29 protein-coding genes and 1 pseudogene are annotated in these 20,766 nt (G+C 41.3%); 27 read left to right on the top strand and 3 right to left on the bottom strand.

All coding sequences use genetic code 11. From position 1 onward, the window contains the following. The 3 genes and pseudogenes from F968_RS20370 to F968_RS12235 form a co-directional block, all read right to left on the bottom strand. A pseudogene (locus F968_RS20370) lies at positions 1-449 on the bottom strand (hypothetical protein); the annotation flags it as partial. Positions 450-648: 199 nt separating this feature from the next. Beyond that, positions 649-1,290, bottom strand: coding sequence for a hypothetical protein (locus F968_RS12240; protein ID WP_004793496.1), 642 nt, complete (start codon positions 1,288-1,290; stop codon positions 649-651). Further along, positions 1,287-1,970 (bottom strand): S24 family peptidase, encoded by a 684-nt coding sequence (locus tag F968_RS12235; protein ID WP_004793495.1) that lies wholly within the window; start codon positions 1,968-1,970, stop codon positions 1,287-1,289. The genes F968_RS12240 and F968_RS12235 overlap by 4 nt, the downstream gene beginning before the upstream one ends. Before the next feature lie 111 nt (positions 1,971-2,081). Here F968_RS12235 and F968_RS12230 point away from each other — a divergent pair, with 111 nt between their 5' ends. The 27 genes from F968_RS12230 (at position 2,082) to F968_RS12105 (ending at position 20,726) form a co-directional block, all read left to right on the top strand. Next, positions 2,082-2,264: a Cro/CI family transcriptional regulator gene (locus F968_RS12230; RefSeq protein WP_004793494.1), complete on the top strand. Its 183-nt coding sequence runs from the start codon at positions 2,082-2,084 to the stop codon at positions 2,262-2,264. A gap of 8 nt (positions 2,265-2,272) precedes the next feature. After that, positions 2,273-2,605: a ribbon-helix-helix domain-containing protein gene (locus F968_RS12225; protein WP_004793492.1), complete on the top strand. Its 333-nt coding sequence runs from the start codon at positions 2,273-2,275 to the stop codon at positions 2,603-2,605. A gap of 15 nt (positions 2,606-2,620) precedes the next feature. Beyond that, positions 2,621-3,466, top strand: coding sequence for a replication protein (locus F968_RS12220; protein ID WP_004793489.1), 846 nt, complete (start codon positions 2,621-2,623; stop codon positions 3,464-3,466). Next, positions 3,463-4,197, top strand: a complete 735-nt coding sequence (locus F968_RS12215; RefSeq protein ID WP_004793487.1) for an ATP-binding protein — start codon at positions 3,463-3,465, stop codon at positions 4,195-4,197. Before F968_RS12220 ends, F968_RS12215 begins: the two co-directional genes overlap by 4 nt. Then, positions 4,167-4,397, top strand: a complete 231-nt coding sequence (locus F968_RS12210) for a hypothetical protein (RefSeq protein ID WP_416202046.1) — start codon at positions 4,167-4,169, stop codon at positions 4,395-4,397. The genes F968_RS12215 and F968_RS12210 overlap by 31 nt, the downstream gene beginning before the upstream one ends. Continuing rightward, complete coding sequence (locus F968_RS12205) at positions 4,384-4,890, top strand: RusA family crossover junction endodeoxyribonuclease (protein WP_004793484.1); 507 nt, start codon at positions 4,384-4,386, stop codon at positions 4,888-4,890. The genes F968_RS12210 and F968_RS12205 overlap by 14 nt, the downstream gene beginning before the upstream one ends. 4 nt (positions 4,891-4,894) lie before the next feature. Further along, entirely contained in the window at positions 4,895-5,329 is a 435-nt protein-coding gene (locus tag F968_RS12200; RefSeq protein WP_034596292.1) for a hypothetical protein, read from the top strand. Next, complete coding sequence (locus F968_RS12195) at positions 5,326-5,655, top strand: hypothetical protein (protein WP_004793480.1); 330 nt, start codon at positions 5,326-5,328, stop codon at positions 5,653-5,655. The genes F968_RS12200 and F968_RS12195 overlap by 4 nt, the downstream gene beginning before the upstream one ends. Positions 5,656-5,819: 164 nt before the next feature. Continuing rightward, positions 5,820-6,065, top strand: a complete 246-nt coding sequence (locus F968_RS12190) for a hypothetical protein (RefSeq protein WP_004793477.1) — start codon at positions 5,820-5,822, stop codon at positions 6,063-6,065. Between the two features lies 1 nt (position 6,066). After that, entirely contained in the window at positions 6,067-6,420 is a 354-nt protein-coding gene (locus tag F968_RS12185; RefSeq protein WP_004793475.1) for a hypothetical protein, read from the top strand. Further along, positions 6,413-6,598, top strand: coding sequence for a hypothetical protein (locus tag F968_RS12180; protein ID WP_004793473.1), 186 nt, complete (start codon positions 6,413-6,415; stop codon positions 6,596-6,598). The genes F968_RS12185 and F968_RS12180 overlap by 8 nt, the downstream gene beginning before the upstream one ends. After that, a complete protein-coding gene (locus F968_RS12175; RefSeq protein ID WP_004793472.1) occupies positions 6,595-6,819 on the top strand; it encodes a hypothetical protein in 225 nt (74 codons plus the stop codon). Before F968_RS12180 ends, F968_RS12175 begins: the two co-directional genes overlap by 4 nt. Continuing rightward, positions 6,816-7,043 carry a hypothetical protein gene (locus tag F968_RS12170; RefSeq protein ID WP_004793471.1) on the top strand — a complete coding sequence of 76 codons (228 nt, stop codon included), beginning with the start codon at positions 6,816-6,818 and terminating at the stop codon, positions 7,041-7,043. Before F968_RS12175 ends, F968_RS12170 begins: the two co-directional genes overlap by 4 nt. 82 nt (positions 7,044-7,125) lie before the next feature. Continuing rightward, positions 7,126-7,254 carry a hypothetical protein gene (locus tag F968_RS20735; protein ID WP_004793470.1) on the top strand — a complete coding sequence of 43 codons (129 nt, stop codon included), beginning with the start codon at positions 7,126-7,128 and terminating at the stop codon, positions 7,252-7,254. Between the two features lie 187 nt (positions 7,255-7,441). Beyond that, positions 7,442-7,798 carry a hypothetical protein gene (locus F968_RS12165; protein ID WP_004793468.1) on the top strand — a complete coding sequence of 119 codons (357 nt, stop codon included), beginning with the start codon at positions 7,442-7,444 and terminating at the stop codon, positions 7,796-7,798. A 2-nt stretch (positions 7,799-7,800) separates the two neighbouring features. After that, positions 7,801-7,986, top strand: a complete 186-nt coding sequence (locus tag F968_RS12160; protein ID WP_004793467.1) for a hypothetical protein — start codon at positions 7,801-7,803, stop codon at positions 7,984-7,986. Continuing rightward, entirely contained in the window at positions 7,986-9,644 is a 1,659-nt protein-coding gene (locus F968_RS12155; protein ID WP_004793466.1) for a portal protein, read from the top strand. The genes F968_RS12160 and F968_RS12155 overlap by 1 nt, the downstream gene beginning before the upstream one ends. Next, positions 9,641-10,090: a Bbp19 family protein gene (locus tag F968_RS12150; protein ID WP_004793465.1), complete on the top strand. Its 450-nt coding sequence runs from the start codon at positions 9,641-9,643 to the stop codon at positions 10,088-10,090. Before F968_RS12155 ends, F968_RS12150 begins: the two co-directional genes overlap by 4 nt. Further along, the gene (locus F968_RS12145; RefSeq protein ID WP_004793464.1) at positions 10,080-10,748 is read left to right on the top strand and encodes a hypothetical protein; all 669 of its coding nucleotides are present in this window, start codon (positions 10,080-10,082) and stop codon (positions 10,746-10,748) included. The genes F968_RS12150 and F968_RS12145 overlap by 11 nt, the downstream gene beginning before the upstream one ends. Positions 10,749-10,765: 17 nt before the next feature. Then, complete coding sequence (locus F968_RS12140; RefSeq protein ID WP_004793463.1) at positions 10,766-11,674, top strand: phage capsid protein; 909 nt, start codon at positions 10,766-10,768, stop codon at positions 11,672-11,674. A gap of 105 nt (positions 11,675-11,779) precedes the next feature. Next, complete coding sequence (locus F968_RS12135) at positions 11,780-12,340, top strand: phage connector family protein (RefSeq protein WP_004793460.1); 561 nt, start codon at positions 11,780-11,782, stop codon at positions 12,338-12,340. Further along, positions 12,340-14,415, top strand: coding sequence for a phage tail protein (locus F968_RS12130; protein ID WP_004793457.1), 2,076 nt, complete (start codon positions 12,340-12,342; stop codon positions 14,413-14,415). The genes F968_RS12135 and F968_RS12130 overlap by 1 nt, the downstream gene beginning before the upstream one ends. Before the next feature lie 2 nt (positions 14,416-14,417). Then, positions 14,418-14,873 (top strand): GNAT family N-acetyltransferase, encoded by a 456-nt coding sequence (locus F968_RS12125; RefSeq protein WP_004793455.1) that lies wholly within the window; start codon positions 14,418-14,420, stop codon positions 14,871-14,873. Next, complete coding sequence (locus F968_RS12120) at positions 14,866-15,378, top strand: hypothetical protein (protein ID WP_004793453.1); 513 nt, start codon at positions 14,866-14,868, stop codon at positions 15,376-15,378. The genes F968_RS12125 and F968_RS12120 overlap by 8 nt, the downstream gene beginning before the upstream one ends. Beyond that, positions 15,366-15,803 (top strand): hypothetical protein, encoded by a 438-nt coding sequence (locus tag F968_RS12115; protein WP_004793452.1) that lies wholly within the window; start codon positions 15,366-15,368, stop codon positions 15,801-15,803. The genes F968_RS12120 and F968_RS12115 overlap by 13 nt, the downstream gene beginning before the upstream one ends. After that, positions 15,796-17,862: a hypothetical protein gene (locus F968_RS12110; protein WP_004793450.1), complete on the top strand. Its 2,067-nt coding sequence runs from the start codon at positions 15,796-15,798 to the stop codon at positions 17,860-17,862. Before F968_RS12115 ends, F968_RS12110 begins: the two co-directional genes overlap by 8 nt. Next, on the top strand, positions 17,862-20,726 hold the full coding sequence (locus F968_RS12105) for a hypothetical protein (protein ID WP_004793448.1): 2,865 nt from the start codon (positions 17,862-17,864) through the stop codon (positions 20,724-20,726). Before F968_RS12110 ends, F968_RS12105 begins: the two co-directional genes overlap by 1 nt. Positions 20,727-20,766 lie beyond the last annotated feature (40 nt).

The raw sequence follows: 20,766 nt of genomic DNA, 5'->3' as shown, positions 1-20,766 counted from the left end.
GTAGCAGAGCTTGCCGAGTTGTCGCCAGTAGCAGAGCTTGCCGAGTTGTAGCCAGTAGCAACGGCTTGTCCACGATCTTGATCAGTGTAAGCAGGTGATTCTTTTTTAATTGGCTCACAATGTGAGGTTGTATATTCAATAGCTGCTTTAACTAAGAATGGGATATCCACTTCAGCTTTAATAGTGATTGATTTGCTAGCAACTTTAGTGTCATTAGTGTCACGGCTTAAATCACCAGACTGCTCAACTACAGCAAAGCGGTTTAATTCACCCGGTGCGTAATATCCAAATACATCTAAAGGATATTCACAAGCATGGAAACCAGAACCACAAGCCTCTACTTTGCCTTTATGTTCAAAAGTCTTGCCAATTTCATATTGGAAACCACGGCACCGTAGGTTCTTGTCAAAACCCTTGTAGCTAGTGATTGTTTCTTTTTTCTGTGTCATACTATTCTCACTCATTGAGTAAAAGTCCCGTCGGTCAGATGTCTGGGACTTTTTTGTTGTCTGGTGAGTAAAGCATACTTTACCTTGGTTGTGTTGTAAAGCCTACTTTACTAATTATTTTTAAGTGCACTTTACTTTTTATATGTAGGCAATAAAAAACCACTATATGCATAGTGGTTCAGATGAAGCGATTTTGTAATTATTTAGTTAAGTCTTTTGCAATTAACCATTCTTTTTTATCAACATCGTATTCTGGTTCTAATAAAGCCAAAATATAACCTGACGCCTCAAATTTAAAATGTTCTTTTGATGGACTGACAAAACCCCAAAAAACTAAGTCATTTTTACCTAATGAGTTTTGATACTTATCATTAATTCCAGCGACAAAGGTTATACCTTCACTATTTGCTAATTGAACTAAAAAACCTTGGATTGAGTTATTATTATGAATAACTTCTTGAATAATCCCGAAACTCATTTGATTTTTTTCAAATAAAGGCTTGTGAATGGTAGTTGCAAAAGAAAAGGCTGACAGATTGTCCTTAAAAATTAATTTTTCCGCAGATGGTTTTTTATAAAAGACCCACCTTTTAATTTTTAATAATAAGAAATATCCCCAAGAAAGCAGAAAGCCAACCGGTAGAAAATACAAAAATAAATGAAAGAAAAGGCCATCTCTTTTTTGAGGAAAATATTCAGGATTTAGTATTTGATTTAAATCTAAATTCTCCTTATAACCCCACGATAATAAAGAAATAATCCCCACTGTTAAAACTAAAATACCTATCCTCTGAATTGGCTCTTTCGAGCCAAATTCCCATATTTTATTTAATTTATTCACTTATATTTCCTCATGTGTAAGACCATCACACCTATAATTGATATATTGTGATTAAGTGATGAAAGTGTTGGATAGTCTGGATTTAAAGGAACTAATTCAAAAATTTCTCTTCCGAAATCATCATACCCAATGACACGATATTTCTTAAAAGTAGCTTCATATTCTCCATTTTGAGCTACTACAAAAGAGCCAGGATGTGGAGTTAATGCAGTATCAATTGTTAAAAGATCACCAGGTTTGAAGTCTGGCAACATACTATCGCCTTGCACGGTGAGACTAAATACACTTTTTTCTTTTGCTGATTTATAAGTTGTATAAGTTTCGCCTATAGGATTTACGCCATCATACCCAACTGAGTTAAAAATCCCTGCCTGAACATAATCAAGTACTGGAATTTTGCTAATTTCATCATTATTAAATACTACATTCGCAACTGATTTTTTATCTAGCAGCATTGGTGCACGTTCGCCAGCAAGCCACTTATGGTTAACACCCAAGAATTCAGCTGCAAGAGTCAAGTTACTGCCATCCAGTTCCTTTGTTGGTCCATTAAACCACTGACCAACACTTGCTTTACTTACTTTACAGAATTCAGCCATTTCTGTGTTTTTTAGTTTTTTATTACGAGTTGATTCGTAGTGCTTTTTTGCTTGATGCATGCGTTCTTGAAGCGAAGACATAATAAAAATTCCCAAATTAGTAAAGCTAGCTTAACTTTTAATAAGTAAAGTTTGCTTGATTTTATTAAGTAAAGTATGCTTTACTTGTCTTTGTTTACTGGAGTAAAGAAAGTGCAAGTACTGATGAAGAAAAGTGACGCCATTCAGGCGTTCAAAACTAAAGTCGGTGTGGCAAAAGCAATAGGGATTAGTAAACAAGCAGTTAGCTTATGGGGCGATATGGTTCCTGAAGGTTCAGCCTCTAAATTATTGCTTATTAATCCCAACATTCCACACACGATCAAAGCTGCTTAGGTGATGACATGGGCGAAAAATTAACTGCAAGTGTCACCTTTAAGTGCACAGATGAAGAAAAGATTCTGCTAGAGCGTATAGCGCGTTCACGCAAAGTGACAATTTCAGAATTAATGAGAGACGCTGGCATAAAGATCATTCAAGAAGTAGAGGAATTGCTTAGAAGTCTACAGGCTGAGTTTGATCTGACCACAGTTACCGAAGATACAAGGAATACCAGTGATTTTGAATTAATGCCTTCTCCTCCTTTAAGAGACGTAACACCAAAACACACAGGCACAAAAAAGGCCCAACTGTGCGACCAGTTGAACCTAATTTGCCATTCCACAGCAAAGCAATGAAATGAGTACTGAAATATGAATTTAGCACATAAACACGACTCTCCACAAGGTGAAGTGATCGAGTTTCCAAAACAAGAGCGACAAGATATGTCAAAGAAAGAAGAAGGCTATACCCGAATGCCTAACTCTTTAATTGACGAGCAAATAATGGCGCAATTAAGCGACAAAGCATTCAAATGTTTGATGCTAATAATTCGTCAGACTTCAGGTTTTAATCGCAACTCAAACAAGATTGCTACTTCGCAATTTCAAGAAGCGTGCGGTATCAAAAAAACTGACAAGGTCTATGCCTCAATTAAGGAACTTGAACAGAAAAGTTTAATCAAAGTTGAGCGCAAAACTGGCGGATTAAACACCTATTTTTTACTCGAAAACCAATCCCAAAATAAGGTAGTACCTGAAAATTGGACTACTCCCAAAAATGGGGAGGGGACTACTCCCAAAAATGGGGAGGGGACTACTCCCAAAAATGGGGACACTACAAAAGAAAGTATTAAAGAAAACTTTAAAGAAAATTTATGTGAGGAAAATTCAGTTGACTCGGTTTTAAAACTTTGGGTTCCAAAACTTGAAATTTTGAATGCTTGGTTGCAACGAGCTGGCATCGCAAACATGACTCAAGCGGAAGCTGAAACTTGGTTGCTTGAAATCAACGGGTATTACTCATCAAAAATTGAAGCTGGTCTTTTGAACGACACCCAGATGTACACAAACTTCGTGAAGTGGGTCAAACGCAGTTACTCAACTCGTAAACCAGCACCACAGCAAATGGATTCTCGAAACGTGAATGATGCGTGGGCTAACCAACAAACTCCTTACGATCCTGTAGAGCCAGTTGAATTGGAGGATTGGATGCTATGAACGCGATGCTTAATCCAGAAATTCTCCAAGGCTCAGGCTTTTGCACTAAGCACAACACGAAAGAAATCATCATGGGTGGTTTCCAAGGTTGCCCACAGTGTGCAGTTGAGTACGTGAATGCAGCAAATAAACAACATGGCTTTGAAGTTCAAAAATCAGTTCGTGAAAAACATTTTGCAGGCGCAATGATTCCTGAACGTCACAAGGATGCAGGTTTTAGAAATTACATCACTCAGCTTGCAGGGCAAAAAAATGCTCTAACTCAAACAGCAAACTTTGCGAAAAAAATCGTGAATGGCGCAATTGAAAACTTGGTGATGGTTGGCAGTACTGGAACAGGTAAAACACATTTGGCATGTGCAACTGCAAGAACGCTTTTAGCGAAAGGCAAGTATGCACGTTACATCACAAGCGAAGAATTGGCTCAACGCATTATGAAAGCGTGGGACAAGGACACGAAAGATCAATCAGAGCAGTCAGTAATTCATGAGTTCACTCAATACGATTTGCTTATTCTTGATGAGTACGGATTGCATGACCGTGAAAAGCGCTTAGAGCTAATCCACAAAGTTTTGTATTCACGCTATGACGCATGCAAAGCAACGATGCTCATCTCAAACATGACTCTTGAGCAACTCAAAAACGATTTAGGTGATCGCCTATGGTCTCGCTTTCAACACGGTGGACTAACGATCATTGAGTGCAACTGGAAAGATGCGAGGGCGGTATGAGTAAAACAACACCACAAGAACCATTGTTATTCGGATCCATGACCTACCCGCAAATTATGAAACTTAGAGCAGCTTACAACTTAGGCATTCGAGATAACCAAACCAGACAGGTGAATGCGCTTTATCACAAGTTATTAAGACGTGGCTGGGCAACAAGAATGAAACAACGGAATGGGGTAGAAAATCATGAGAATCACTGAACAGCAGTATGAATCGATACAAAACAAGCGAAATAACGCAGAAAAACGCACATTACAGATCGATAAACCGAAAAGTGGTGTGTATGTACCACAATTAAATAAAAACGTCTCTACGGACGAATTAAAGAGAATTAGCGAACGTGACTCTAAAACGATTTTGAAGTGTGAAATTAGCGGTATGGCTCCTTCAGTTAATCACTACTGGGTAGCAAGTGGAAAGAAACGATTTTTAAGCAACAAAGCACGTGATTTTCATGACCTGATCAGAAGCATTGTTCCAGCTCATAAATCAATCGCACGGTTGAAACTTGAAGTCACTTTTCACTTTCCAAATCGGCAATGCCGAGACATCGATAATTACTTGAAAGCGACCATCGATAGCTTAGTCAAATGCGGTCTGTGTGTAGACGATGAACAGTTCGATGAACTAGTCGTTAAGCGCGGAAATATTATTAAGGGCGGACTCATTCAATTACATGTGAGCGAGATCTAAGGGGATGAATATGTTGGTTGATAATAGCGTTTTTCTCGAATCTCCTCGCGCGCGCGCGCGTTTTCAAAACCTTGAAACGAAAAAGAAAGTAAAACAGTTTCGTGTTGCGATGCGTGGTTACAAAAGACCTGACTTCAACCGCATGATTCTAGACCTACTTAATCTTGGATGGACGCATGAAAAGATTGCGTTTGTTCTGCCAGTTGCAGGGGCTTCTACAGTGTCAGAGTGGGCACGTGGTGGCGTTCCAAATTTTGAAAACGGTGATGCATTTATCTTGCTTTGGCAGACAGAGACAGGATTGCAGCGTTTTCCGCGTGAGGATGAGTGGTTGACATACAAATACACAGTTGGTCAGCAGGATTTACTTGGTGTTTTAGATGATTTTGCTGCGCAGTTGGATAACGAATTGGGCAAACGTGACGGGGTGAAGGGATGAGAGCACAACAATTTATCAAAGACCACGGTTTAGAGAAGGCGAGAGAGTTATTAAAGCGACTACATGAACTTGGTTGCCCTGATGATATGCAAATCACAGTAATTAATGGTATGTGGCATCGCACAGCTAATGGTTTTACTTATCCTGAATTAAAACGCCTCGTGGAGTCGGTGGATTTGGTTAAGACTTATGGCGGTATCGAGCAATGCAGAAAAGATGCTGATTGGGTAGTTGAAACCAAATTACCTGAAACGGATTTATATAAAGAGCTTAAGCAAGCCATCGCCGATTACGAATCGATCTACGGAGAAGGGAATGATCTATAAACACAATAAAACTGGAAATCTCTACTCACTAGTTGTAGTTGCCAATAAGTGCGACAACGAGAAGTTTCCAAAGATGGTTGTTTATCAAAGCTTGAGCGACGGGTATGTTTACGCATGACCATACAAAGACTTTTTCAATTCATTTTCGATTCAAGGAACCAGCCATGAGTGAGTTTAAAGTCGGGGATCTTATTGTTTATTTGGCGGATTGGGATGACTTTGATGGCATCATGACTTATGACGCATCTCGTGATGATGATTCGTGGAACCATGGAAACATGATCAGACACGCCACCCCCGAAGAAATAGCAGCTGGCCACCGCATTGACACCAAGCAAATCGAAGACATTGGTGATGATGAGCATTTAGAAAACCACATTTCGCCAAACTGCAAAGCAAAGGATGTTTGAGATGGATAAACCAATGACATTTAACGAATGGATGGGAACTTTAGGTTTTGATGCTTTGGTTCATGCAAATTGCTGCCGAAAATCTTATGAAGCAGGTCAGCAGTCGCAGCAAGCGAAAGTGGAGGAGCTGCAAACTCAATTGTCACTACAACGTCAAAGAGTAAAGGCTTTTGAAGAAGAGCTTACTGGTTCGCGTAACTATGGTGACGAGCTGCAAAATCGGGTGGATTATTTAGAAAGCACTCTAAAAAAGTGTTTATTGCATGGTCTTGATTCAGTAAGGATTGAAGGATCAAGTCTAATTACGATGAGGGAGAAAATTCAACAGGTATTAGACGGGGAAAATAATGGTTGAAGTTAAAGTAAATAGCGCGAAGGTTACAATCAAAGGTACGTCTTTTGACTTTATAGGATATATAGCTGAGTTAGGTTTTGACGGTGATATCAAGAAGGTCATTGAGATAACAACTGGCAGCGATGTGACAAAAGAGTTTAGAAAAAAGTACGAGCAAGCGCTCAAGGGGGAGGCATGAAATTACTTCTAATCAAAATAGCTATGAACTTGGTTGCAATCCTTTTTGTTGAGTTTGTGGTAATTGGTGGACTTTATTACACACAAGGCAATGAACCTACTGACGACTTTATAAGGGGTTTATTTTTCATCCAAGGCCTTATTTCGGCATTAGCAACCTTTGCAGTTGTTAATGAAAGCGTTTCAGATTTCGTCAACAAAGAATTTGGAGCTGACCAATGACCACATTCAAAGAGGTTCAAAACGAGGTTGTGATAGTCGAATCGGTAGAGGGTGAATATCTCACTGCCGATGAGTACTATCACGCAAGGATTGAAAAATTAAAAGATGAGGCGATGCGGCAGACGGTAGAGGTTGCCGTAATAACAGCGCGCCAAAAAGCACGTCAAAAGTACCAAGCGGAAATGGCAAGTGTTCTTTTTTCTTTTCCTAGGTGGTGGCAATGACTAAATGCAACCACGAATATCAGTACTGCTGGATTTATAAGGCGTATTTATGTATTCATTGTGATGAGATGAGGAAGAGCCAATGAATAAAAGAGAAGTCGAAAGAGAAAAATTACTTAAAGCAATTCAAAAAATGCATGACTTGCTAAAAAATGGCAAGAGATTTGAGTTAAATGAACTGTCTAAATCTATGAAGCAGGTAAAGAAATGAGTGAGGAGGTCATTGAAAAAATTTTAGTCATAACTCTACTTGTTAGTTATGCACTGGGTTTGGCTTTAATTCCATTAACTTCTAGACCTAAAAAGAAATCCAAGAAAGACAAGTGAACTAATCACCCAACAAACCCCAACTTAATAAACTCAACACTAGCCCTATTCACAACGAATGGGGCTTTTTTATGGCTGGCAAACGACAAATTCAGACACCAGGTGTAACTGCTGAACAGAACCAAGATCAACAACAAACAGAAACACCAGATACAACCCAAGACACTTCAACTAAAGATCAGGCTGATGCTGCGTTGGCACACATCACTAAAACTGATGAGAAGCCAGATATTCAGAACGCTGAACATGAAGGCTCTTACATTCCTCAACTGCCTGATTGGGTTTCTCAAATCCTCGAAAACCAAGCCCGCATTGAGCAAAAACTTGATGCCGTTCTGTCTCAATCTGGTACTGAAACACCAAAGCCTAAAGCTAAAGGCCGATTCAAAATGGTTGAAGGCAAAGGTCATGTTTGGGTGGAGGAATAACCATGTGCGGACCTTCAAAGCCAGTACAGACTGATCCAGAGGCTGAAGCACAAGCGGCAGCGGATAAGGCAGCACAAGAAGCCAACAAGAAGAAAGCTCAGCGCAAAGTTTGGAGCCAAGAAAGCGTGCTCTCTAGTGCAGCAGCTCCAACACAGCCAAACGGCAAAACAACTTTAGGCGGTGGTTAATGGATATTCAGGCTAAGCAATTATGCGCTCGGTTGGGGCAAATGAAGCTCAGCCGATCTATTTATGAGGCGCATTGGGGTGAGTGCTACAAGTACGGTGCTCCAGAGCGTCAACAATCATTTGTAGGTTCCGATCCTAAATCACAGCGTGAAAAAGAACGAGCAGACCTTGTTGATTCAACAGCAGCCGAAGCAATCCAGCTACTTGTATCAATGATCATGTCAGGTGTTACGCCTGCTAACTCTATCTGGTTTCAAGCTGCGCCTGATGGTGTGGATGATGTCTCGGAACTAACTGACGGTGAACGTTGGTTAGAAGAAGTTTGTCAATTCATGTGGCGCAATATTCATGCTGCAAACTTTGATAGCGAAGCTTTTGAAACTATCACAGACGTAACCGTTGCAGGATGGGGCGTTCTCTACACCGATATTAATCACAAAGAAGGCGGTGGCTATGTATTTGAAGCATGGCCTACGGGTAATTGCTGGATAGGCTCAAGCCAACCCAACGGCATGATTGACATCATTTACCGTGAACATGAAATGACAGCCGAAGCGATGGTCAATGCTTACGAAGATAAGTGTGCGCCAGATGTTATTAATGCAGCAACCACAGAACCCGAACGCCGATTCAAGTTATTACATGTGATTCAGCCACGAAAAACAAAAGGAGCAGGGCAGCTAAATAAAGATATGCCTTTTGCCTCTTATCACGTGGACATTTCTCATCAAGTTGTTTTGAAAGAATCAGGCTATCACGAGTTTCCATGCTCGATTCCACGCTTAAGACGTTTGCCTAACTCTTCTTATGGCAATGGTCAAATGTCTGTGGCTTTGCCAGATGCTAAGACCTGTAATGAGTTGGTGCTTCAAACAATTCGCGCAGCAGATATGCAGATTTGCGGCATGTGGATTGCAAAAGATGATGGTGTATTAAATCCACATGTTGTACGTGTTGGTCCACGCAAAGTCATCGTTGCTAATGATGTTGAATCAATGAAGCGCCTTGATGATGGTGTGAACTTCCAGATAGCTGAATATCTATTGAATAGCCTTCAAAACGGTATTCGTAAAAAGCTCATGGCTGACCAGTTGCCGCCGATTGGTGCTCAGCAAATGACAGCAACAGAAATCAATACACGTGTTGAGATTATTCGCCAGCAATTAGGGCCTTTGTATGGTCGTTTGCAGTCTGAATTTTTAATGCCCCTGTTGGATCGTTGTTTTGGTCTTGCTTTGCGCTCTGGTGCGCTTAAACCGCCTCCAAAAGAGTTATGGGGTGCAAATCTATCTTTCAAATTTATTTCCCCTCTAGCACGCGCTCAGCGCCTTGATGAAGTACTTGCGACTGAACAATTCGTAATGGCCCTAAGTCAATTTGCTGAAGTAGATAAATCTGTACTCGATGTAGTCGATTTTGATGCAGCAGCAAACGTGGTTGCTCGTGGTCGTGGCGTTCCTCAATCAATTCTACGTACCGATGAAGAAGTGGGCGAATTACGTGCAGCCCGTCAAAAGGCATTGGAAGAGGAAAAACAAAAAGCAGCACAACAACAAATGGCTCAGCAGATGGGTGGCGTAATTGCTGACGGTGCTAAGGCCGCAATTAATCAAGATCCAAGCCTTATGACAGGGATGGTAAGCGGGGTGATGCAATGATTTATCTAATGTTCGTAGTGGTTTCAATTATTTTGGTGGCCATCATTGCCTACCAGCAAATTAAGTATGAAGAAGTAGAGGTATTGCTTTGGGATGAAGTCCGTGATCATGCGGAAACACGAAAGCAACTCACTGAATTACAACGTCAAAAGAAAGTTGATATTCAAACAGTTCCAGATAAAGCCATTAGGCAGCGATACCAGCATAAGCCATCGGCAGAAGACTACTACTCAATCTTTGAAGCACACCCAATTGGCAGGATCGTTTCTGATGATCTGGTCAATAAATTCGGTGGTGTGACCTATGTTCGCGGTGGCCAAGATGCGGAACGAGAATCGTGCTTTAGAGCAGGAAAGAAATACGTAGTTGACCACATTCTCATGCAAATCAATAACGCTCACAAAGCTCCACAAATTCAATATGAGGTAACAACTGATGACAACTGAAGCCCAAGCACCAGAACAAACCACAACTGAAACTGAAGTAACTACTACGCCGACAGACACCACTGTATTAGGAGGTGATCAAAATCAAGGTGGTGATCAACCAGTAGAGCAAATTGCTACACCTGCAACCATTGCTACACCAGATGATTATGCGGTTGAGCTAGAAGGTTTTGACTTTGAAGAGTTCAAAGCAATTGACGAAAACAAAGAATTTCTAAAAGAAGCTCATGAAGCTGGTTTATCAAATGATCAGCTTGGCTTTGTGCTTGGGAAATATAACGAAATTATTCCTAAAGTCATGGGTCAAATGGCTGAAATGCAAACTGAAAATTGCAAAGAAGCATTGAATCAACTATGGGGTGCAGAGACTCAAGCAAACATTGGTTTGGCGATGAAGGCAGCTCAAGCGGCTGGACTAAGTCCTGAAGATATTCAAAGCCCTGCAATTGGCAACAATCCCGCAGTCATCAAGATGCTTGCTCATTTCGGTAAACAGCTTGGTGAAGATGTGCCACCTCAGAACACACAGCAAAGCGAAGGTGAGGATGTTGAACAATTGATGAGAGGTGAAGCGTACGGCAATCCAAATCATCCAGACTATAAACGTGTGAATGCATTGGTACAGCGCCATTTCGCAAAACTATATCCTGAAAATTAGAATGGAGTAATTGAGTTATGGCTCAAGATATGGCTACTAATGGCGCAATGATCACAGCAGCATTCAAGCGTCAGTTCCACACCACCTTTGAGGTGAAGTGTCAACAAGATAAATCAGTGCTGCAAGTTGGTGTAGAAGATCGTGGCCCTATTGATGGCTCATCTTTTACGATTAATGACATGGGGCAAGTGGAAATGCAGCCTTCAGGCTCACGCTTTGGTGATACTGTTTGGTCTGTTGCTGATGCTGGTACACGTTTGGCGCTAATGGCGGATTATGATTTATTCGTACCAGTTGAGCCGCGCGATGTTCCTAAGCTTTCTGCGAACCCAACTGATAAATACATGCAGGCTTGTTTGGCGGCTGAAATGCGTCAACGTGACCGTATTATTTTCAATGCATTAGGTGCTTCAATTCAGCGTAAGCAGGTTGATGGTGAAACTTATACAGCTACACCATTGCCAGCAAGTCAAAAAATTGCAGCTGCTGCCACACCAATGAACAAAGCTAAAATTGTTCGTGCCCGTAAATTGTTCCGTCAAAACCATGCTGACAAGTTCCCGTTATATATGATCTATAACGCTGAAATCTTGGAGCAAATCTTAGTTGATGATGAGTTGACTAAATGGGATAAAGAAACAATTCAAGCAATTCAAGATGGTGATGTTGCGAAAAAATGGGCTGGCTTCTTATGGCTTCCATACGAAGATATCACATCAGTAACAGCAGGTTCTCCAGCTGTAACCACTCAAACAACCTTCGCGTATGCACAAGGTGCAGTTCATTACGGTCGTAACTCAATTCACGACTTTGACATTGCAACTCGTCCAGACAAGAAAAACGTTAAGCAAATTGGCGGTATCGCATCTTATGGTGCTGGTCGTGCTAATGAGCAAAAAGTAGTTCAAATCGATTTTATCGTGTAAGTGCTTTCACCCCACTGTATGGGCATGCGGTGGGGTGCTTTTTATACCCAACAAAGCAATTCAAAACCTCAGTCAACATAACCAAAATGGCTGAGGTTTTTCTTTATGACTATCACAAATACAAGCATCTGCAATGAGGCTTTAAATCTTTGTGGGGCTAAGTCGATTATCAATTTAGAGGACGGTACAGATAACGCAAGACGTTGTGCTGCCTTATATGATTCAACACGTAAAGCACTTTTGCGCATGCATCCGTGGTCTTGTGCAAAAAAGCGTGTAGTACTCGCGCCCACTACAACACATCCGACCTTTGGTTATAAAAATGCATTTCCTTTACCAAAGGATTTTCTACGAGTTTATGACCCAAATACACAATGTTTTGAGATTGAAAACCGTCACATCCTTTCTAATCAAGATTCAATTCAATTGGTATACATCTATGACAATGACAACGAAGAAACATGGGATTCCTTGCTCGTTGAGGCTATGGCGTTATATTTATGTTCCAAAATCGCTAAGCCAATTACAGGAAGCCAAGCGGAGTCGGACAGCGCATATCAAAAACTAATGAACCTTTTGAAGCAGGCTAGAGCTATCAATGGTCAAGAGCGACCAGCTCAAGATTTCTTCACTGGTGAGGCTAATTTGGTCGAGGTGCGCTATTAATGAAAACTTCAGTCATTAAGAATAATTTTAGCGCTGGCGAGTTATCTCCATTTCTTGAGACAAGAACGGACATTCAGCAGTATGCGAATGGTGCACGTGAGCTAACTAATGTCATCCCGCTGGTTGAGGGTGGCGTGAAGTCAAGACCAGGCACGTTTTTTAGATCCTTATTTGCAGGTGCTATCCGGTTAATCCCATTTGTAGTGAACTCTGAGCGAACATATTTAGTTATTTTTAAAGCTGCTCAAATCGTTGTTTATGACCCTAGAACGTATGCAACTGTCACAACTCTGACGTCTCCATATACGGCAGCGCAGATTAATGATGTGCAGTTTGTACAGTACCGCTACAGTATGTTCATGACGCATAGTGATGTGCCTGTACATCGATTCAGGTGCTCAGATGATTACACTAATTGGGAAATGGATGTATTTAACTATACGCATCCGCCATTGGACGATGAAAGTTCCCGCAGCCCATACCGTAAGGGAACTTCAAGTGGAAAAGACTTAGGTGCTATTGTCACATTTACTCTAAATGATGTGGCTGATTGGCTTGAGACGATTAGTTATATTAAGGGCGATGTCGTTATATATAGTGGGCAGTTCTATCAAGCACTGAAAGATAGTACAAATAAACCACCTTCAACAAATCCTGAATACTGGATTGTTGTTCCTTCTTCGGTTTCTGATGTGTTCTCTGCTTCAGATGTTGGAAGCTATATCGAAGTGAATGGCGGCATTATAAAGATCTCCAAATTTAATAATGCCAATGAAGTTCAGGGTGAAATTGTAAAAGCGCTTGAGTCTGAAACAGTTGCTATTGAACGGTCATGGACCATTACACCTCCTGCTTTTAATGCCACAAATGGTTATCCAAGATGTGTGACATTCTTTAAACAGCGCCTTGTATTAGCAAGTACAAAAACTTCACCCAACAAAATCTGGTTTAGTGCGGTAGGTGGTAATTCAAGCTTCTTGGAAACTACAGAAGATGCAGATGCATTTAGTGTGGTATCAGCGTCTGGTCTATCTAACTCAATACTTTTTCTTGAGGCAACACGTGGGGTTATCTGCCTAACATCTGGTGGTGAATACATGATTAGTGCTGATGGAGCTTTGACGCCTACATCGGTAGAAATCAATGAGCACACCTCATACGGTGCCTATCCTACAACCCGACCTTGTCGAGTGGGTAATGAGCTTTTATTTGTGCAGCGTGGCGGTGAGCGTCTTAGGGCTTTGTCATACCGTTATGAAGTTGACGGATTGGTGTCGCCTGAAATTAGTGTAATGGCTTCGCATATTGGTGAAGCGCATGGTGGTATTGATGAGATTACATACCAGCAGGAGCCGCAATCAATTGTCTGGTGCAAATTAGGTGATGGCAAAGTCGCATCAATCACATTCAACCGAGACCAAGAAGTGTTGGCTTGGGCGCAACATGACTTTGGTGGCACAGTAATTTCAATGTGCTCATTACCTACAAAATTGGGTAGTGATAAGTGTTTCATGTTGATTAATCGAAATGGATCTGTATGTCTGGAAGAAGTTCATGAAGACGCAAATATGGATTCACAGCGCTCTGTATCAATAGTAAATAATGCTGTAGATGTGTCGAATGCACTTTATCTTGGTAGTTATTCGCTATTAATGAAGCCGCAAAACTTCTATTACACTGTCTCTTATCAGCAAGAAGGCAATAGCTTAAAGATTCTTAATAGCCCTGAAACTGGAACTATTCAGCTTGGCAAAGCGTTTAATGGTGTTGTAGATCTATTCCCGCCAGAAGTGGCGCAAAATCCAGCAACCACAATGTTTAGTAAAGCTAAAGTATCTCGTGTTGCATTTGTATTTAGAAATACTTTAGGCCCAATTTTCAACGATCAGACATTAGAGCTTTTTGATTTTGATCACACCCCAATGGATGGGCAAAACCTCTTTACAGGCAGACATCTTTATGAAGGTGGAAGCTTTGATGATATCTACAAAACACGGCTCCGAATAACACTCAACAAACCGCTACCTTTCCACATGCAAGCTTTAGCTATAGAGATTTCAGTTAATGAGCGATAAGCATGAAAGTTCGTGTGGCTACCCTTGATGATATTCCTACGTTAGTCGAGTTTGGCAAATCATTTATGAGTGAGGCGCCAAACTATCGTGACCGTGAATATATTCCAGAAAAAGCAGCAGAGCACTACAAAGAACTCCTAAAAAATGGCGTGATTTTCGTTGTTGAACATAACGAGCATGTTTGTGGTGGCTTTGCTGGTGGAATAGGTAAGGAATGGTTTAATAATCAAAGAATTGCTTTTGACTACGTAATGTATGTCATTCCTGAGTTCCGCAAGACAAAGATTGCTTACATGCTGGTTGATGCCTTCATCAACTGGTGCAAGCTCATGAAAGCTGACCGCATCCAATGCGGCACTACAACAGGTATTGAATCTCTAGGGTGTATTCGTCTTTATAAGCATTTTGGCTTTCGCGAATACGGCACTGTACTTGATATGGGGCTAAACCATGAGTGAAATTATTTCGCCAGATAATACAGAACTTCTCACTTATATTTTAGGTGAGATTCATAACAAACTTTATATCGATGTCGTTCGGGATCTTAAGCAGCAAACCGAGCAAAAATTAGAATCTGGTGAGCTTGAACCAGCAGAGTTTCCTATTACCCATCACTTTTCAGATGGTGTCTACATGCGCCAAATGGATGCCAAGGCGGGAACATTCTGCGTAAGCAAAATGCATCGCACTGAGCATCAAAATATCCTGTTAAAAGGTGCTTTAACCATCATTACTGAAGACGGCTTGGTGTACTTAGAAGCTCCGCAAGTGATTAAGTCAAAGCCCGGAACAATGCGCGTAGGTTATTTCCATCAAGATACTACTTGGATAACCATTCATCCGACTCATGAAACTGACCTTGCAGCAATTGAGCGTGAGGTAATCGTTCCAGATGAAGAAATTGAACAATTTCTAGCATCAATTGGGCATGAGCCTAAGGAGATTTCACTATGTCATGGTTAGCAGCAGGTGCAGCAGCAGCTGCCGTGGCAAGTGCAGCTTTAGCAGGGTATTCAGCTTATTCACAATCCAAAACGGCAGAGTGGCAGGCCGAAGCAGATGCGTCTGCTCAAGCTTCACGTGGTCGGCTTGAGGCTGAGCGAATCTTAAGGCAAAAAGCAAAACAGCAATCTATTGCACGTGCTGCGGCTGCCGAAAGTGGGTTAGATGTCAATGAAGGTACTGCAATCAAAATCAATGATGAGATTGAGCGTGCTGGCCAATACGATGCAGAAATAGCACGACAAACTGGATTTAATGCGTCCCAACGCTTAAAGGCAGAAGCTGATCAGTTTGGTAAGAATGCTAACACTGCATTAGCTTCAGGTACTCTAAATATGGTTTCGGCTGGACTTGGTTGGAAAGGGAGGATGAGTAAAAATGGCTAAAATCCCTATGGGCAATTTTGGTAATGCATTGCCAGATGTGCAAGAAACTCGATTGCCTGCAAGTAATATAAATATGCTTGCTGATGCTGTTGGTAACTTTGGGCAAGCTGTTACTCAGCAGGCACGTATCAAAGATGAGCAACAACGCCAAGAGGAAATAACCAATAAAAATATCGAGCTTTACAATAACAAGATTGCAGAAAAAGAAGGGCAATTAAAGCTTGATGAATCATTATCTACTGACTTCAATGACAAAGTGGTTGATATCAAAAACCGTCTTGGCAATGGTGTGATTAATGCTAAACAGGCAGATGAGGAACTAAATACTTTCTCAACGCAAAAGTTTGCAGAATTGCAGCCTACTTTACCCGGTCATGCTCAGGATGAATTGAAGAAATATTGGGATAGTAATGTAGTGCGTCAGCGATCTTCATTTATGGGATTGCAACTACGTGCAGATGAGCAAAAAGGTGGTGTGCTAGCTGACCGTTATTTCGATGTTGCTACACGTATGAGTCGAGAGGAAGGTAAAAAATATTTATCCGATAACATAACTGGCTTGCCGCTTTCAGAAGCTCAAAAAAACGAGTTAGCTATCAAGTATGAAACTACACGTGACATTAATGACGTCAACTCAAAAATTACTGAAGCCATTGCAGCCAATGATATTGATGCCTTAAAAAATACGGCCACCAGTCTAAAAGATTACAAGTTTATTGATGGCGGAACAGTTCAGAAATTTCAGACCGAAATTCAAAGTAAAATTACTACGCTTCAGCAACGCCAGCAAGTTAATGAAAATAAACGGGTGAATGAGGCTGAGAAAGTAGTAAATGATTATATTCAAAGCACTTTAACAGGCCGTCCACTTGACTTGACTTATCAAAGCAATGTTGAGGAAGCTGTGAAGGGCACGCCATCTGAAGCAGAGTTCCAATTTTATAAGAAACAATCTGCTGATTTCATTCGATTTCAAGCATTACCAACTGATCAGCAACTTGCTGAAATTAACAGCCGTAAAGCGAAGATGAAAAATAGCTCATCGGCTGACCCTGTAGCAGAAAACAAAATCATGACTACCTATCAGAGTATTTATGACAATAAGTTAAAAACTGCTAAAGAAAACCCAACTCAGGCTTTGCGAGAAAAGGGCATACAACTGCCAGAAGTAAACGCGCAAATGGTTAAGTCAAATCCTGATGACTTTGCAAAAAAAGTTATAACCATTGGTTCTTATCAAGTTGCTCAACGTGATAAGGATCCAAATGCAACAATTAAACCTATCCCGAATGAAGCACTACCAGCTGCAAAACAAGCATGGGAAGAGGCTAGTGTAGATCAAAAGCTTAACCTAATTAGCTCTATGATCACTCAAACCAAAGGCATTAAAAACGGTGCAAAAATTTGGGGTGAAGCTTTAGGCCAGTTGGGTAATGGTGATGCAGCTTATCAAATGGCTGGTTATGCACGTGCTAATAACTTCCGTTCTGATGCAGGATTGGATGTGGCAACGGCAATTGTGGCAGGGAAACAGGCCCTTAAAAATAAGCAAATGATTCAACCGAAAGATACTTTGCTTAAAGAAAAATTTAACAAGTATGTAGGGCAATCTGTATCTGGTGAAACAGCCAATCTTAACTATGCTGCATTCCAGTCTATCTATGCTTATCTCACCGAAGCGCGCGGTCAAACGCACAAAGATGCAGATGAGTACAAGGAAGATATAGGTCGTACAGCATTGGGCTTAGCCACAGGTGGCGTTTATACACAAAGCGGGCGGTTCAAGGATTATACAGATCGTGGAATTTCAGACTGGAAAGTCTCAAAGCCTTATGGAATGACTGACTCAACATTTGAGTCAAAAATTCAGAAAGGTTATTCAGATATTTCTAAGGCTACTGGCTTATCTGTAAATGATCTTGATAACTTCCGTTTAGCTCGTTCAACCACTAAAGCGTCTAATGGCGATTTGATGTATGACTTGATCAATGAGCGTGGTCGCCCTCTAGTCGTAAAGGGTGCTGTTTGGCGTATTCGCATGACTGGGGTGACTAAATAATGAGTAACTGGTTATCAGATTTATCAAGCGAAAATCAGCAAGACTTTGAAGAACTCAATAGCAAAGGTTTGCAACATCCTGATACTCGACCTAATGAGCCTAGCGCTTTTTCAGGTGCAATATCTTCACCATTTCGGGGTGCTGCAATTGGTTTAAACAAAGTTGGTGATGCACTTTCCGCACCAATCGATGCAGTTGTTGACCGTGTTAGCTACAGCTTAAAAGATGTTTCTACAAATGAGTTTATCGAACCATATGAAGAGTACAAAGCTAAGCGCGAAAAGGCTCGAGATAATCTAGTTTATGGAACTATTGATAAGTTAGAAGATAAGGAAAATACAGGCATTGTTGGTCGTTTCGGTGTCGGTGCTTCTGACTACTTATGGCGCGGTGCGTTAGGCGTAGCAACTGGTGGTACACTTGGGGCGGCTACTCTTACAGGGGGTTCAACTGGAAACTTTGTTTATACCGATTTAACCCGTAAAGGTGTTGATGAAAACACAGCTTTGCAAGTTGCTGGTGTAAATGCGATCGGTGATGCAGTCGGCACAGCGTTGCCTATAGGCTATGGTTTTAAAGGTGCGGGCGGTTTGGTTGGTGACGCTGCTTTATCCATTGGTGGTGCGACTGGTTTAAATACTGGTATACAATACGCAAGTGAGCAGCTTCTCAAGTCTGAGGGCTATGACAAACAGGCAAAACAATTTGAAGTTACAGGCGAGTCTATTGCTACTGATCTTGCTCTAAATGCTCTTATGTTTGGTGGTGCGCGGTATTTGGGTTCACGCCAAAACAAATTAGACCAAGATATTGATACGGAAATTAACCAGCTTAATGCAGATGATTTCGAAGCTCGCAATGATGCGATAAATGACACTCTCGTTAAAAATAGCTTTGAGTTTGAAGACACAACTTTACCAGTGCGTACGACAGATCCAGTACAGAAAAATAACCACTATCAAAACTTGGATGCTGCAACTGACCAGATTTTAAAAGGGCAGCCTGTTAGTGTGCCGACTAAAGTACAAGGAGAGCCGCGCAAAACCACATTTGACTATGCGAATAGCTCTTTACCTACCAATGCAAAACAAATCGCTCTACGCGCAAAACAGGACGGAGTAGACCCAAGTGTTGCACTAACCATTAGCCATATTGAGACAGGCGGAAGATTTAGCCATACAGCTAAGAACCCGACTTCAAGCGCTTATGGTCTATTCCAAGTCTTAGATGACTCTTGGAAGAACTTAGGCGGTAAAGATCGTAATAATGTTGATGAACAAATTCGCATTGGTTTAAAGCATATTAAACAAGCCAATAGTTATATCCGTAAGAACTTAGGCCGTGAACCTGTAGCACATGAGCAGTACTTGGGGCATTTGCTAGGACCAGGCGGAGCAGTCAAAGTACTTGAGGCAGACCCAAACCGACCATTAATTGATGTGGTTCGTTCGTACGATAAGAAAAATGCAGATGCAATTGTTAAAAATAATGGCATGGCTGGCATGACTGTAGGTCAAGCTATCGATAAATGGCGCAATAAGTGGAACCAGTTAAGCTCACGCTATGGGGAGTCTAGTCCAGCTTATGGAATGGATGGCTCTAGCTATGACTTTGCGTATGAGGTAAAAGACTGGGGTGATTTAATTGCATCTAATGACCGCTTATACGGTGTAAACCCACTTTACCCAAGTGAACTACAACCACGTGACCGAACCCGTGAGGCATCGCGCCAACAAATTGAGCGCATGGCCGATGACTTGAAGCCTGAATTATTAGGAGAGTCTTATAAGCTTTCTGATGGTGCGCCGATTATTGGCCCTGACAATATCGTTGAATCGGGCAATGGTCGAACTTTAGCGATTGGCCGAGCATATGAAAATGGTCGGGCAAGTGCATATCAGGACTTTGTTAATAATTGGGCTAATCAACGTGGTATGGATATAACAGGCATGAAACAGCCTGTATTAGTGCGTACACGCCTTAGTGATGTTGACCGCGTGCAATTCGCTAGACTTGCAAATGAAAGCGATGTGGCTCAATTCAGTGCGACTGAGCGCGCTATGAGTGATTCATATCGTTTACCAGATTCAACACTACTCAAAATTAATAGTGATGGCTCTATCAATATCGATGGTTCAATGGATTATGTCCGTAGCTTTGTTGATCAGTTGCCACAGTCTGAGCGTGGATCAGTAATTACTGGTGATGGTCGCTTATCACAAGAAGGTAAGCGCCGAATTGAATCGGCAATTGTGCAGCGTGCTTACGGTGATTCTAATTTAGTAACTCGACTTTCTGAAAACCTAGATGATGATAGTAAAAATGTTTTAAATGCTTTACTCCGTGCAGCTCCCCAACTGTCACAGCTTAACGATTTAGTGAAGCAGGGCGGGCGCTTTGAAAATTCAATTTCAAAAGACTTGGCACAAGCCGCGCAAAAGCTTTCTGACATTAAAGCCAATGGGCAAACCGTACGAGATTATTTAGATCAAGGCCAACTTATTGATGATGGATTAAGTGATGGAGCAAGAAGATTTCTTGAGGAATTTGATAATAACCGCAAGAGCGCAAAGGCGATTAGTGAATCCATTAACAATGAGGTTCAGGCCGTTGAAAACATGGGCGACCCGCGACAAGGCTCGTTGTTTGGTGACACGCCAGAAGGACAAGCCGCGCTTGATGTGATCTTCTCAAATCCAGATCAGCCAATTGCAGTGAATCGTATTAATTCACTTGGTGAACCAGAAGAATTTACGATGACATTACGTGACTATCACGCCGAACTTGAAGCAGAAATTAAGCAAGCGGATATGGATATATTAGCAACTCAAACCGCATTGAACTGTGCTTTGCAATTTGGTTAATTCATAACACAACAAAACCCCACAAACTAAATGCTCAGAT

The organism is Acinetobacter sp. NIPH 817 (assembly GCF_000368405.1).
Classification (GTDB): domain Bacteria; phylum Pseudomonadota; class Gammaproteobacteria; order Pseudomonadales; family Moraxellaceae; genus Acinetobacter.
Note: the sequence above shows the minus strand (reverse complement) of the source record. Positions and strands in the feature narration are given on the sequence as shown.